Source organism: Conexibacter sp. DBS9H8 (assembly GCF_023330685.1).
Lineage (GTDB): Bacteria > Actinomycetota > Thermoleophilia > Solirubrobacterales > Solirubrobacteraceae > Palsa-465.
This window is the reverse complement of sequence record NZ_CP097128.1, coordinates 948,891-962,941: the sequence shown is the minus strand read 5'-3', so window position 1 is coordinate 962,941 and position 14,051 is coordinate 948,891. Positions and strand designations below refer to the sequence as shown.

The 14,051-nt window shown below is 72.8% G+C and carries 10 protein-coding genes; 3 read left to right on the top strand and 7 right to left on the bottom strand.

Going from position 1 to position 14,051, the window contains the following annotated elements; genetic code table 11:
• The first annotated feature begins 190 nt into the window (after positions 1–190).
• Both M3M55_RS04550 and M3M55_RS04545 read left to right on the top strand, forming a co-directional pair.
• Positions 191–2,005, top strand: coding sequence for a delta-60 repeat domain-containing protein (locus M3M55_RS04550; RefSeq protein WP_249011640.1), 1,815 nt, complete (start codon positions 191–193; stop codon positions 2,003–2,005).
• A gap of 56 nt (positions 2,006–2,061) precedes the next feature.
• On the top strand, positions 2,062–4,347 hold the full coding sequence (locus tag M3M55_RS04545) for a hypothetical protein (RefSeq protein WP_249011639.1): 2,286 nt from the start codon (positions 2,062–2,064) through the stop codon (positions 4,345–4,347).
• A 125-nt stretch (positions 4,348–4,472) separates the two neighbouring features.
• On the opposite strand, the gene M3M55_RS04540 is transcribed toward M3M55_RS04545, so the two are convergent.
• The 7 genes from M3M55_RS04540 to M3M55_RS04510 form a co-directional block, all read right to left on the bottom strand.
• Positions 4,473–4,703: a hypothetical protein gene (locus tag M3M55_RS04540; RefSeq protein WP_249011638.1), complete on the bottom strand. Its 231-nt coding sequence runs from the start codon at positions 4,701–4,703 to the stop codon at positions 4,473–4,475.
• On the bottom strand, positions 4,703–4,867 hold the full coding sequence (locus tag M3M55_RS04535; RefSeq protein ID WP_249011637.1) for a type II toxin-antitoxin system PemK/MazF family toxin: 165 nt from the start codon (positions 4,865–4,867) through the stop codon (positions 4,703–4,705). Before M3M55_RS04535 ends, M3M55_RS04540 begins: the two co-directional genes overlap by 1 nt.
• 73 nt (positions 4,868–4,940) lie before the next feature.
• A complete protein-coding gene (locus tag M3M55_RS04530; protein WP_249011636.1) occupies positions 4,941–5,165 on the bottom strand; it encodes a ribbon-helix-helix protein, CopG family in 225 nt (74 codons plus the stop codon).
• Between the two features lie 109 nt (positions 5,166–5,274).
• The gene (locus tag M3M55_RS04525) at positions 5,275–7,446 is read right to left on the bottom strand and encodes a class I SAM-dependent methyltransferase (RefSeq protein WP_249011635.1); all 2,172 of its coding nucleotides are present in this window, start codon (positions 7,444–7,446) and stop codon (positions 5,275–5,277) included.
• Positions 7,434–9,455: a glycosyltransferase gene (locus M3M55_RS04520; protein WP_249011634.1), complete on the bottom strand. Its 2,022-nt coding sequence runs from the start codon at positions 9,453–9,455 to the stop codon at positions 7,434–7,436. The genes M3M55_RS04525 and M3M55_RS04520 overlap by 13 nt, the downstream gene beginning before the upstream one ends.
• 22 nt (positions 9,456–9,477) lie before the next feature.
• Positions 9,478–10,470 carry a class I SAM-dependent methyltransferase gene (locus M3M55_RS04515; protein ID WP_249011633.1) on the bottom strand — a complete coding sequence of 331 codons (993 nt, stop codon included), beginning with the start codon at positions 10,468–10,470 and terminating at the stop codon, positions 9,478–9,480.
• Between the two features lie 242 nt (positions 10,471–10,712).
• On the bottom strand, positions 10,713–11,984 hold the full coding sequence (locus M3M55_RS04510; RefSeq protein WP_249011632.1) for a 4-alpha-glucanotransferase: 1,272 nt from the start codon (positions 11,982–11,984) through the stop codon (positions 10,713–10,715).
• Between the two features lie 100 nt (positions 11,985–12,084).
• On the opposite strand from M3M55_RS04510, the gene M3M55_RS04505 reads away from it, so the two are divergent.
• Positions 12,085–13,923 (top strand): alpha-1,4-glucan--maltose-1-phosphate maltosyltransferase, encoded by a 1,839-nt coding sequence (locus M3M55_RS04505; RefSeq protein WP_249011631.1) that lies wholly within the window; start codon positions 12,085–12,087, stop codon positions 13,921–13,923.
• Positions 13,924–14,051: the final 128 nt, after the last annotated feature.

Sequence of the window (14,051 nt, the reverse complement as noted above, 5' to 3'; positions counted from 1 at the left end):
CCTCTGACCAAAGTTGCGTCGCTGCGACGCAACTCCGCTCCTGGCGGCCCGTTGGTAAGGATGAGGCGCTTGCCGCCCTGCCGCACTGCGGAGGGCGACGTCTGTTGCTGCCGCCGGTCGCTCGGTCGGTTAGTTTGGGAGGCGCACGCTGGCGGGCCTCGGCCCGGACTCCGAACCAGGGAACGATTGTATGAGAAACGGTCTTTTACAGGCGCGGCGAGCCGGGGCGGTCCTCGGCGTCAGCCTCGCTGCGGTGAGCGCCGGTGCCGGCGTCGCCTTGGCGGCGGGAACGGGCGGCTCGGTTGGCGGGCTCAGCCCCCACGCGACGATCGCCGGGCCTGCCAACACCGCGTTCTACGCCGACGCGGTCCAGCCCAACGGGGAGATCGTCGCCGTCGGGGACCTGCTCGTCAAGGGCACCCCCCAGCTGCTGGTCGAGCGCTACACGGCGACCGGCGCGCTGGACCCGAGCTTCGGGGCCGGCGGGATCGTCACCGGTCCGGCCCTCACCGGCGCGGCCGGCTCGATCGCCAAGGCGGTCGCCATCCAGCCGAACGGGCAGATCGTCGTCGTCGGTGAGGGAACCGGTTCGGGCGGCGTCAGCACACACGGCATGGTGGTCGAGCGCTTCAACGCGAACGGCAGCCTCGACACCGGCTTTGGCAGCGGCGGGGCCCAGGACCTCGAGGTCAACAACGAGGGTGCCGGGGACGCGGTCGCGCTCGAGCCCGACGGCAACATCGTGGTCGGCGGCAGCAGCGACCTCACCGCCGTCCCGTACGCGACGGTCGCCGAACTGACCGCGAACGGCTCTCCCGACATGGCGTTCGGGACCGACGGCGTGTCGGTCCTCCAGCTCGGCCAGTACGCGAACATCCAGGCCCTCACCCTGCAGTCCAACGGTGAGATCGTCTTCGGCGGCTCGGCCGCCCCGAACGGGCAGTCGACCCTCGGGGTCGTCGGCCGGCTCACCGCGATCGGCACGCTCGACACAAGCTTCAACGGTTCCGGGGCCTCGGTCTCCCAGTACGCGCTCGGCAGCGGGCAGTACTCGAGCGTCAACGGCGTCGCCGTCAGCTCGAACGGGACGATCTACGCGGCCGGGAACGCGACGAACGACGGTGAGGTCGCGGACACGTTCGCGGCGAGCTTCACCCCGTCCGGAGCCCGCAACGGCGCCTTCGGCTCCGGCGGCGTCGTCCACACCCCGTCGGCGAACAACTGGCTGGAGACGAACACCGGGGTGCCCGGCGGGATGGGGCTGATCCTCGGCCCCAACGGTGACCTGCTCGTCCCCGGCGTGTATGACAACTCGACGGCGACGACGTACGGCACCGTGTGGGCGTTCACCCCGGCCGGCGCGCTGGACCAGAGCTTCGGCAATCACGGCGTCGCCCTGTTGAGCCTTCCGGGCGGGACCAACAGCGCCTACGCGGGCGCCGCCCTTGACCCGGGTGCGGGGGCGCTGATCGCCGCCGGCACGGCGACGAGCAGCACGAACACGACGACGAGCCTGATCAGCGTCATCCCCGGCGTCGGCTCCCCCCAGACGACGACGACCACCCCGACGCACCCGGCGGCACCGCCGGCGCTGAAGCTGACCGTCACCGGGATCGGCCGGCGCTACGTCGCCAAGACCCTCAGCCGGTCCGGCCTGAGCCTGAACGCCGCCTGTAACGAGGGCTGCCGACTGACGGTGACCCTCGGAACGAACGCGGGCGCGGCCCGGCACCTACAGATCAAGACGCGCGTGCGCGTCTGCCGCAAGTTCCGGGGCCGGCGGCGCTGTCGCTTTGTCGAGCAGTTCCGGCCGCTCAAGCTGACCGAACGGGCGTTCCTGCGCACCGGCGGCCGGCACCGGTTCGTGTTCCACTTCGGGCCCGGGCTCAAGCGGGCGTTCTTCAAGCACCCGAACACCCGCTGGGTCGTGACGGTGTCCGCCCAGCCGACGGCCAAGCAGGTGCGGGCCCGCAGCAACCGCCGGTTCGTCGAGTTCGTCCGCTGATGCGCGGACGAACGCCCCGCCACGCAGATCGACCCAGCCCCGAGCGAAGGAAGCCAATGACACGACGATCAACCCGGATCACCGGGATCGGCGTCGCCGCGGTCCTCACCGCGGCGCTCGCCGCCCCCAGCGGCGCCGCCGCACAGGGATTCGGCAACCTCAACCCGGGGTTCAACGGCTCCGGGCTCTCGGCCACCAGCGCGCAGCTGTTCGCGGTGGCCGCCAACTCCGCCGGTGACGTGTACGCCGCCGGGCAGTCCGGCGGCAAGGTCTACGTCGAGGAGCTGAGCCCCGGCGGCACCCAGCTGGCCAGCTACACCGGCGGGAGCGGCGTCGCCCGCGCCGTCGCCGTCCAGTCCAACGGGGAGGTCGTCATCGCCGGGAACGGCGGCAGCGGCATCTTCGCCGAACGGCTCAGTGGCGCCCTGGCGCCCGACTCGAGCTTCGGCTCCGGCGGCCTCGCGACCGCGCTCACCGGCCAGTCGGGGACCGCGAACGCGATCACGATCGCCCCGGGCGGCGACATCGTCGTCGGGGGCGCCGAGAACCCGCCCGACACCCAGGCGGTCGCCGTCGAGTTCACCCCCTCCGGGGCGCTCAACGGCGCCTTCGGCAGCGGCGGCATCCAGACGGTCAGCACCGGCTTCACCGCCTTCGGCGGCGGCTACGCGCAGATCAACGGCCTCGCGGCCGAGCCGAGCGGCCAGATCGCCTACGTCGGCAGCCAGACGACGACCCAGGGGATCACCAACGGCGTCGTCGGCATCTTCAACGCGAACGGGTCAAACGACGGATCGTTCTCCGCCGCCCCCTACCACTACACGCCCGCGGGCGGCTCCTCCGGCTACACCGACTTCCAGTCGGTGGCGATCGCCCCCGGGGACGAGATCATCGTCTCCGGCGTCGACTACGGCGGACAGAACGCGCTCATCCTCCGCTACACCCCCTCCGGCAGCCTGGACTCGAGCTTCGCCAACGGCGGGGTCGCGGTGATCCCGGCGGCATCCAACCACAACCCGGACTCGGCCGTCGGCGCCTACGGCGTCGCCCTCGCGGGCGGCGACACGGTCGTCGGAACCGGCCAGTTCGAGACCTCGGCGACGAACTACAGCGGCGCGGTCTGGGGCCTGTCGAGCAACGGCAGCTTCGACAGCGGGTTTGGCAGCGGTGGCACGACGATCGCACCGGTCGGGTCGAGCAGCACGCCGTATGAGGCCTGCGGGATGACGGTCGCCCCGGACGGGACGATCTACACGGTCGGCTACACGCCGACGGCAACCCCGGACCCGTACCCGTGTGCGGCCAACGCCGGCTCCGCCGGCGGCTTTGTCGCCAGCTTCGTCGGCAACGGCCCGCCGCCGGTGATCGGCGCCGGATCCGCGCCCGCGGTGAGCACCGGCAGCGTGAGTGCGCTGACGAGCAACAGCGCGACGGTGACCGGCACAGTCAACCCGGACGGGCTGGACACCACGTACGCGTTCCAGTACGGGACGAGCACCGCCTACAGCTCAGAGACCACCATCGAGAACGCCGGGGCGGGCACGAGCGCGACGGTGCTGAACGCCACCCTCACCGGGCTGGCCCCCGGGACGACCTACCACTACCGGATCGTCGCCACCAACGCCGACGGGACCGTGGACGGGGCGGACATGAGCTTCACCACCCCGACCGGTCCGTCGGCCCCGCCACCCGGCGGGGCGAAGCCGACGGTGAGCACCGGCGGCACGTTCAAGGTCGGTGAGGCGTCTGCCCGCAGCGTCGGGATGGTCAACCCGGACGGGCTGGCGACCACCTACACGATCCAGTACGGCAAGACCATCCGCAACGGGCTGCACACCGCGACGTTCAAGCTCGCGGCGGAGACGAGCAGCGTCAGGACCTTCCCGGTTCTGATGAGCCGGCTTGCCCCGGGCACCGTCTACCACTACCGGCTCGTGGCGACCAACGCGGACGGCACCGTCTACGGCGCCGAACGGAGCTTCAAGACCGCCCCGCGGCTGAAGACCTCGCTGCGGATCAGCCACATCGACGTGCTGCACAACCGCCGTCTCATCGTCGGCGTCACCTGCAGCGCGACCTGCAACGTGTACGGGGCGCTGAAGCTGTCCGCGCCGCTGTCCCGGGCGTTGCACCTCGGCCGCGGAGTGACGACGGTCGCCTCCGGCCGCGGGCACCTCAACCGCCGCGGCCTGCTGCACCTGTTCATCACCGCCCCGATCAAGGACGCCCGCGCCCTCGCCAGCCGTCACGGGCTCACCGGGGTGCAGCTGCTCGTGATCATCCGGCCGAACATCAGCGGCCCGGCCGTCTTCGCACGGCGGAACCTGCTGCTGCGCGGCTAGAGCCAAGCAACGACGGACTCCGGGGTGCGGGCGACCTGCCTGCACCCCGGCCCGGCGTTCAGCGGATCCTGGGGCAGACGGAGAACGCGGTCGCCGGCGAAACGCGCGTGACGAACCTGAGGTGGTCAGCGAGCAGGCCGATCAACCCCGGAATCTCGGGTGACCGCCAGTCGTAGGTCATGGTGGGTACAGCCAGCTTGAAGCTGATGATCGAAGGTCAGCACGGCCTCGATCGTTCCCTCCTTGTGCAGCTCGACCGCGGCCTGCGGGTCGATCGCGTCGATGATCGTTGCAGCGTCAGGCTCCGCGAGCAGCACGCGCCCCAATGCCGAGGTGTCGACATACAGGCCGCCCATCAATAGGGACGATTCCGGTCAGCCTCGAGCAGCCGATCGGCCGTGCCGGTTGCGTCGAGCACGACGTTGTCGGGAGCTGCGGCCAGACGGAGGTTGCTCGTGAGCGGCACCACGACGGTTGTGGAGATTCGGCTCGCGTTGAAGCTATCGCCCTGGACGACCACAACGGGCCGGCGAAACCCGGGCCCGAGCCGGTGGGAGACTCCAGCGACGCCCAACAGACGTCGCCCTGGCTGATCACCATTCGTCGCGTGCGAGCGCGCGTCGCGCAGCCTCAGCTGAGAAGCCGTGGCGCTCAGTTGCCAGGCCGTCGGCAACCTCGTTCAGGGCCGCGGTGACGGCTCCCGTGTCGCGGCGCGCGACGTAGTCGGCGAGCGCCTCCCGGTAGAGCTCACTGCGGCTCTTGCCCAGCCTGCTGGCGAGCTGGTCTGCGCGCTCAAACAGATCGTCGGGGATCGACACCGCAGTCTTCATACCAGAAGTATGACCGTCTGCCGACGATCAGTGACACGCGAAGGCTCTCCCGCCCCTCCACCTCCATGCGGCCTGGCCTGGCCGGGCCGCTCACGCCTCACCGCTCATAGCCGACGAACACGAGCTCACACACCCCGCTGCTCTGCACGCTCACCCGCCGGGTGCCGGGGGCGACGGTGACGGAGCTGTAGGCGTGACCGCCGGGCCCCTCGCGGTGGTGGATGACCTGACAGTCCCCGGCGAGGGTCCTCACGGTGAGGATGACCGGGTCACCGTGGGAGGTGACCGACCCGAGCACGATCCGCTCCGTCGGGGCGGGCAGGTCGATGACGAGCTCGGCGCCGGGGCGGGTGAGGATGAGGCGCTCCTCCGCGCTCCAGCCGACCGCGGTGCTCGCGCACGTGTCCGCCACCCACGGGGTCAAAAGCGGCGGGCGGCGTTCGCGCGGGGCGGGGGTGAGGATCACGTCGAGCCAGTAGCGGGACCAGTTGGGCGCCAGGTCGGGGCGCATCCGCCCGAGGTAGCGGGACAGGGTCACGTCATCAGCGTGGACGGGCCGCTCACCGAACAGGAGCGGGTCATAGCTGGAGGCGATCACGTGCCCGGCGAGGTCGCCGAAGACGAGCTCGAACTCATGGAAGCTGACCCCACGCCCCCAGCGGGTGAGCGCCTCAGCGGCCTCCGCGGGACCCTCGGCGGCGGCGGCGCTGATCGCATCGGTGAAATCCCGGCGCGGTGAGTGACGAGCGTAGGCGAGGGCGACCTCGGCGGGCAGCATGTGCAGGTAGGGGATCTGGCCGGTGTGATGGTCAAAGCTGATCAGCCGGTTGGGGGTTTCGGCGACGACGATCACCCCGCCGGGGCGGACGACATCGCGGGCGAGCGTGAGGACCGCCACGCGTTCCTGCGGGGTGAGGTGCTCGAGCACCGCATAGAGCAGGAAGACATCCACCTCCCCGCGGTGGGCGGCCACCGCCTCCAGGATCTGCTCCAGCGGGTGGTGGGCCAGCTCGAGGTTGGTGAGGCCGCGCTGCTGGACGTGGGCGCGACCCTCACTGACCGCGTCCGCGTCGATGTCGACGCCGATGTGGCGCCGCACCCGGGGCGCGAAGGCGCAGGCGACGGGCCCGTTGCCACAGCCGTACTCGAGCACCGTCGCCCCGTCCAGCTCGACGTTCTTGGCGATCCAGGGGAGCAGGAACCCCTCCGCTCGGCGGCGGCGGCTCTCCCAGCTGTTCGGGTCCTCCCCGGCGGCCAGCGCCAACCCGCGGGCCGGGGTGGCGAGAATCGCCGTCTCCAGCGCCGCCTCCGGCGGCAGGCCGGTCCCGAACGCGGCCGCGCCCGCGGCGGCGGCGTGCTGGAGCTCGAGCTGCGCGGCGCGCTCCTGGGCGACGCGCAGCTCATGGCTGAGACCGCGGACGCGCTCCTCCAGCTCGGCCTGGCGGGCGACCGCCGCCGCGGCCGCCGAGCCGCCCTGGCCGAGGTGGCGGCGGGCGAGCCGGGCGTTCTCGCGCCGCAGCCCCCACACGCCGAGCTTGAGCCCCTCTGACCAGCGGTTGAAGATCGGGTTGGCCGCCAGGCTCATCTCCCCGTGCACGGCGGCGGACACCTCGGCGGCGGAGAAGCCGACGGTGATCAGGAAGTGGTTGGCATACGCCGGCTCGGGGGCGGGCGCCCCCGCAAGGGTGACCGTCACCCCGTCCGCCCCCGGCGGGGCGATCAGTGACCCCTCCGCGAGGAACTGGGGCAGCAGCTCGGCGCCGGGGAAGCGGGCCGCCAGCTCCCGCGCCTCGTCATAGCCGAACACGGTGACGTGGAAGGGGTTGGTCACGCCGGTGAGGCGGTCGTTGGGGACCGACAGCAGCAGCCGGGCACCGTCCTGCGCCCGGTGGCCGAGGACGGTGAGGGTGGCGTCGAGGTCGGGGAGGTGCTCGAGCCCCTCAAAGCAGACGATCAGCTCGGGGACGGCCGCGGCGGCGGGGCCGCGCAGGTAGGCGAGCGCGTCCGCAGCCTCGAAGCGGACGTTCGGCCGGGTGGCCGCGACGGTCCTGCGCGCCGTCTCGATCGTCGCGACGTCCGCGTCGACGCCGGTCACCTCCGCGGCGGTCTCGGCGAGGATGGCGCTGCCATAGCCGCTGCCACAGCACAGGTCGAGCACCGTCTGACCGGCCGCGAACCCGGCGGCGAAGCGGTAGCGGTGGCGGTGCTCGGCGGCGAGCATCGTGTCCTCCTGGGCGGCCTCGAAGGTGAGCCGCTCTACGCAGTCCATCGCATCCCCCTTGCTCTCACGTGGGCGTTGATCTCCCCGAGCAGCCGCGCCCGGTGGGGCCGGGCGACGGTCGCCTGCATCGAATCGTCGCGGAGGCGGTAGCCGAGCAGCCGTTCGGGGATCACCGCGCCGTGGTGGCCGGCGGCGGCGAGGTGACGGTAGAGCGCCCAGTCCTCGAAGCTCGTCAGCTCCTCGCTGTAGCGGAACCCGAGATCGAACAGGCGCCGGCGCCACAGCGCGGCGGCGTCCCCGGCGACGTTGTCCTCCACCAGCAGGCTCGACCAGTTCCCGAGCGGGGCGTAGCCGACGTTCGGTTCCGGCCACGGGTTCCCGTCCGTGCCGATGTAGCGCGACCAGGGGGTGACGTAGGCGACCTCCGGGCGGGCCTCGAGCACCGCGACGGCCCGGGCGGTGAAGTCGGGGGCGATCACGTTGTCGGCGTCGAGGGGGAGGATGTAGGGGCCGACGCTCTGGCCGATCCCGAAGTTCCGGGCCGCGCCGAGACCCTGGTTCATCTGGGTGACCACGAGCACCGGGAAGCGGGCCGACAGCTCCGCGAGGATCCAGTCGGCGTCGGTGAAGGAGCCGTCGTTGACGAGGACGATCTCCATCCGCGGATGGGTCTGAGCCAGCAGCGAGTCGACGGTCGCGCGGACGTGCGCCTCGGCCTGGAAGTAGGGGACGATCGCGGAGACGAGCGGCACCTCCGCGGCCCGCGGGCGGGCCGGGTCAGCCGGGGCCGCGGCGGTCGGGTCCGGGGCGGCGGGGCGGGCGGGGGCGGCGACCGGGCGGGTGAGCGGGGTGGCGAGCAGGCGCCGGTAGGCGTCGAGGATCTCCTGATCGGGGGCGAGGGAGCGGGCGTGAGCGAGCGGCGCGCCGGAGACGACCATCTCCGCAAGCCCCGCCCGGTCCTCGAGCACGGTGATCAGCGCCTCCTCCAGGGCGGCGGCGTCGGTTCCCGCCGCCTGCCAGCCGCTCACCCCGCCCTGGACGATCTCGACGAGCCCGCCGACCGGGGTGGCGAGCACCGGCCGGTTGAGGTGCAGGGGCTCCAGCGCCGCGTAGGGCCAGCACTCCCATGCGGACGGGATCACGATCACGTCGTGGGCGCGGATGAGCGCGGGCAGCTCGGTCGGGTGCACCCCGCCGAGCAGCGCCATCCGCGGATCATCGGCGATCGCGAGCTCGAGGTTGGCGGCGACCGACCCGCCGAGCGGGGCGGTTGTGGTGTCGGCCCCGGCGAAGGTGAGGGAGAGGTCCTCCCGGGGCAGGCCGGCGACCGCGCCGGCGAGGGCGAGCACCCCCTTGCGCCGCTCCAGCCGGCCGAGGTAGAGCAGGGACAGGGGCCGTCCGGACGGATCGAAGTCGGGGTCCGGACCGGCGCTCGGGCCGGTGAACGGGTAGCGGATGCGGGTGGCGGGGGCGATCGCGGCAGCCCCGTAGAAGCGTTCGTAGGTGGCGAGGATGTCCCCGCCCTGGAAGATGACGTGGTCGGCGTGTCTGAGACAGAAGCGCTCGAACTCATAGATCGCCCGGGCGGAGAAGGCGGACGGGCAGTAGCCGTTGAGCAGGTCACACAGCTCGGCGGTCGTGTGGATCCGCACGGCGAGGTGGGTGCGGGCGAGGAACGGGTCGAGGGTGTGGGCGGCCTGGAGGGTGACGAACCCCTCCCCCAGGTAGTCACAGAACTCGATCAGCTCCGGCGGCGCCGAGCCGTAGTGGGCCTTGAGGGCATCGAGCACCCGGGCGCTGTAGGGGTGCATCACCGTGTAGGCGACCTCGGTCTCCTCCGGGGTCGGCTCGGGCACGAACACGATCTCCACGCCGGGCGGCGGCAGCGCCGGGTCGGCGGCGGCGACAAGCTCGGCGTGACGGGCGGTGTAGACGTCGGTGGTGAAGATCGTCACCTCCGCGATCTCGGCCAGCAGCGCCGCGGCGGCGGCGACGTAGCGGCCGATCCCCCCGCCACAGAGCGGGTGCACCTCCCGGGAGACGAGCGCGATCCGCACGAGCAGACGAGGGCCGGACGCCTCAGCCGCGCCGGGGGCCGAGGGCGCCCTTGGCCGCCCGCAGCGGTCCGGTCAGCTTCCAGCTCGGGGAGGCGAACACCTCCGTGAGGATCCGGTCGAGCTCCTCCCGGCGCTCCCGCTCGTGGGCGTGCCCGTCCCGGGCCGCCGACAGCTCGGCCCGGGTCTCCTGCAGCTGGGCGGTGCAGCCGTCGAGGTGCTCCTGGACCTGGCGGAGGTGGACGAGCTCGTCCTGGAGGGCGAGGGCGCGCAGGCGCAGCGCCGCCGTCTCTGCCCGGGCGGCCTCCAGCTCGGCGGTGAGCACGCCGACGGGGTCGCCGTCCGGGTCCGCGAGGCGGGCGGCCTCCCGGGCGAGCCACAGCGTCTTGGCGAGGCCGAGCAGCGGCGCGGTCGGCCGGTAGCGGGGCTCGAACACCTCGGGCCGAGCGAGCGCGTCGGCGCTCGCGTCGACGAGCACGAGCCCGAGCCCGTACCACAGCTCATCCCGCAGGGACGGCTCGGCGAACATCCGGCCGGGCACCCAGTCGAGGTCGACGTAGGTGACCTTCGGCCAGGCGGCGAAGCGGACGGCGTCGACGCCCTGGCGGACCCGCTCGTTGGCGGTGTCGTGGATGAGGATGACGCTGTGGGCGACCGCCGGGGAGTCGAGCAGGTCCTCCAGGTCCTGGCGCACCCCCTCCGGGGAGTGGTCGCCGTCGACGAGGATGAAGTCGACGTTCTCACCGGCGGCGGCGAACTGGGCGAGCACGCCGGGGAGCAGCTGATGGGAGTCACCGGTGTGGAGGGTGACGTTGGCGGGCTGGGGCAGGGTCGGGGGGGTGAGGTCGAAGGAGTGGACCTCCCCGCTGTGGGCGGCGATCTGGCGCAGGCAGGCGCCCTCCATCGACCCGATCTCGATCGCCCGGGCGGGGGTGAGCTGGGAGAGCAGGCCCGTCAGCGCCGCCCGTTCGCCCCAGGCCATCTGCCAGACGGTGTCGGAGAAGATCTCGATCGGCACGGGGCCATCCTACGAGACCCCGGCGGCGGGGTGAGGGCCACGCGGGCCTGGCGAAGGCCCGGGGCGGGGTGAGGGGAAGGGCCCGGGGGCGAGATGAGGGCCGTTGAGGGCGGGGTGAGGGGCCCTGGCCGCCGACGCGTGAAGCGGCGCTCCCCCTTGAGAACGACCCAAACCCGGCAATCTCGGGCCGCCCGGGCGGGCCGGCGGCGGGCCGCGCGGGCGGGGCCGGACGCCGACGGGAGTCAGCCGCGGCCGGACGCCTCGGTGATCTCCGCGAGCCGGCCGGCGTCGGCGGCGCCGAGCGCCCGCGCGGGCATCTGCCAGCGCCAGTTGCCGCCCGGCCGGCCCGGATCGTTCATCCGCGCCTCCGATCCGAGGCCGAGGACGTCCTGGGCCTGGACCATCGCGACCTTCGCCGGGGAGGCGTGGGCGAGGCTGATCAGCCGCCACCACGACTGGGCGGGCAGCCGCAGGCCGAGGGCGACGCTCGCCCCCGTCGCCGCGCGGGTGACCCGGTCGGCGGTCGCCTGATCGAGGCTCTCGAACCAGCCGCGGGCGGTGTCGTGGTCGTGGGTGCCCGTGTAGACCCAGCGGTGCTCGGGATGGTTGGCGGGGGCGTGCGGGCTGTGGCGGTCCCCGGCGCTGAAGCCGAACTGGAGGACGAGCATGCCCGGGAGGCCGAGGTCGTCCCGGAGGCGCTCGACCGCCGGGGTGATCACCCCGAGGTCCTCGGCGATCAGCGCAAGCGCGTCCCCGAGCTGGGCGGAGAAGGCGTCAAACAGCGCCCGGCCCGGTCCGCGGCGCCAGCGGCCGCCGCGGGCGTCGGGGTCCCCGGCGGGCACCGACCAGTAGGCGACGAAGCCGCGGAAGTGGTCGAGGCGGGCGGCGTCGACGAGCGCGAGGGTGTGGGCGAGGCGCCTCACCCACCATTCGTACCGCTGCGCGGCCAGCCGGCCCCAGTCATAGAGCGGGTTGCCCCACAGCTGCCCGCGGGCGGTGAAGGCGTCCGGGGGCGCCCCTGCGACCGCCCCGTCCTGGAACAGCTCCGGGTGGGCGCGATGGTCGGCGCTCCCCGGAGCCACGTAGATGGCAAGGTCCCCGCACAGAGCGACGCCGCGGTCGTGGGCGTAGGTGCGCAGCGCCGTCCACTCCCGCTCGGCGCGGACCTGGTCGGCGACGACCTCATCACGCCGCCCGCGCTCGAGCCGGGCCCAGTCGGTGATCCAGTAGGCGTGCCGGTCGGTGAAGTCGATCCGCTCGGCCGCGCTCACCCGCGCCCGCGGGGCCGCGAGCAGCCCCGGCCAGATCGCGAAGGCCGACCGGGCCTTGTACGGGGAGCCGTAGCGGTCCGGCGGGGCGAGGGGCAGCACCTGCCACCAGCGCTGGCGGGCAGCGGCGAGCCAGTCGACGAACGTGAAGGCGGGCGCGCCGAGGCGACCGCCGGGCAGGGAGGTGATGTGGCACTGCACGCCGGCGGCGCGCTCGGCGGCCGGGGTGGGGGGCGGGGCGGGCATCGGCTCGCCTGGGGTGTTTAGCGCACGATGAGGAGGGCAGAAAGGGGGCATGCGCGCGACCGTCACGGCCCCGGAGGGAACCCGGTTTACTTCCGGGTCGGTGAACGCCCCCCCACGGATCGTGATCGAGGCACCGGCGCCCGCCGTCGACGGTGGCCGCTATGCGCCCAAACGCTGCGTCGGGGACGACGTGACCGTCAGCGCCGACATCTTCAGAGACGGCCACGACCGGCTCGGCGCGGCCGTCCGCTTCCGCCGGGTCGGGACCGACCCGTGGGGGGAGGCGCCCCTGACACCGGTCGACGCCCACCACGACGGGGTCCGCTGGGCTGGCCACTTCAGCGTCGACGCGGTCGGGGACTGGGAGTACATGATTGACGCGTGGGTCGACCCGGTCGCCACCTGGCAGCAGGAGCTGACCCGCAAACGGGAGGCCGGCCAGAGTGACCTGCGCGGCGAGCTGTCAGAGGGCGAGCGCCTGCTTGGGATCACCATCGACGCCGACGCGCCCGACTGGGCGGCCCTGCTCGACCCCGCCACGATCCCGGACGGCCCGGCGCGGCGCACCGGCGGCGCGAGCCTCGGACCCCTGCCGCTGCGCGTCGACCGGATCCGCGCCCGCTACGGCAGCTGGTATGAGCTGTTCCCCCGCTCCTGGGGGGGCCTGGCCGGGGTCCGCGCACAGCTGCCCGCCTTCGCCGAACTGGGCTTTGACGTCCTCTACCTGCCGCCGATCCACCCGATCGGATTGACGAACCGCAAGGGGGCCAACAACACCCTGCAGGCCGCCCCGGGCGACCCCGGCTCCCCGTGGGCGATCGGGGATGCGACCGGCGGCCATGAGGCGGTGCACCCCGAACTGGGAACCGTCGCGGACCTGCGAGCGCTCAGCACCGCCGCCGCCGAACTGGGGATGGAGGTCGCCCTCGACTTCGCGATCCAGTGCAGCGCCGACCATCCGTGGCTGACCGAGCACCCGGAGTGGTTTCACCGCCGCCCGGACGGGAGCCTCAAGTACGCGGAGAACCCGCCCAAGAAGTACCAGGACATCTACAACGTCAACTGGGACACCACGGAGTGGGAGGCACTGTGGGCCGCCCTGCTGGAGATCGTCCTCGGCTGGGTCGACTGCGGGGTGAAGATCTTCCGGGTCGACAACCCGCACACCAAACCCGCCGCGTTCTGGGCGTGGCTGATCGCAGAGGTCCACAACCGGGATCAGGACGTGATCTTCCTCGCTGAGGCGTTCACCCGCCGGCGGGTGATGCAGCACCTCGCCAAGGTCGGCTTCAGCCAGTCCTACACGTACTTCACCTGGCGCAACGCGAAGTGGGAGCTGACCGAGTACCTCACCGAGCTCGCCCACGGCCCCGAACGGGAGTACTTCCGGCCGAACTTCTTTGCCAACACGCCCGACATCCTCCACGCCTCCCTCCAGCACGGCGGCCTGCCGGCGTTCGCGGCCCGGCTCGTCCTCGCCGCCACCCTCAGCCCGAGCTACGGGATCTACAGCGGCTTTGAGAACGCGGAGAACGTCGCCGTCGCCGAAGGGTCGGAGGAGTACCTGCACTCGGAGAAGTACGAGATCAAACCGCGCCGCCTGGAAGGACCGCTGCTCGGCCTGATCGGCCGGCTCAACCATGCCCGCGCAGCCAACCCGGCTCTGCAGCGCCTCGACAACCTGACGTTCCTGGAGACCGAGAACGACCAGCTGATCGCCTACGCGAAGCAGACGGGCACCAACACGGTCATCTGCATCGTCAACCTCGACCCCCACCACCGCCAGGAGGGGCTCTGCGTCGTCCCCGCCGAACTCGGGACTGCCCCGGTGTTCGGGGTCGCCGACGTCGTCGGCGCCACCCACTTCCAGTGGCGGATCGGCCGCAACTACGTCGCCCTCGAACCCGGGGACGCGCACGTGGCGGTGCTCGAACGGTGAGCGGCGCGGTCTCCCCCGACCCGGCGGGCCGGCCCACCCCACGGTCCGCCCCACGGCCCACCCCGGCGACCCCGCAGGTCGGCCCCACCCCCGGCCCGCCCCCGCGCGACCCCGCTGCCGCCGCCCCC

Bases quoted from the DNA above. Each gene is read 5' to 3' on its own strand.
- M3M55_RS04510 (WP_249011632.1), bottom strand. From the start codon at position 11,984: ATGCCCGCCCCGCCCCCCACCCCGGCCGCCGAGCGCGCCGCCGGCGTG.
- M3M55_RS04550 (WP_249011640.1), top strand. From the start codon at position 191: ATGAGAAACGGTCTTTTACAGGCGCGGCGAGCCGGGGCGGTCCTCGGC.
- M3M55_RS04545 (WP_249011639.1), top strand. From the start codon at position 2,062: ATGACACGACGATCAACCCGGATCACCGGGATCGGCGTCGCCGCGGTC.
- M3M55_RS04525 (WP_249011635.1), bottom strand. From the start codon at position 7,446: ATGGACTGCGTAGAGCGGCTCACCTTCGAGGCCGCCCAGGAGGACACG.
- M3M55_RS04540 (WP_249011638.1), bottom strand. From the start codon at position 4,703: ATGGGCGGCCTGTATGTCGACACCTCGGCATTGGGGCGCGTGCTGCTC.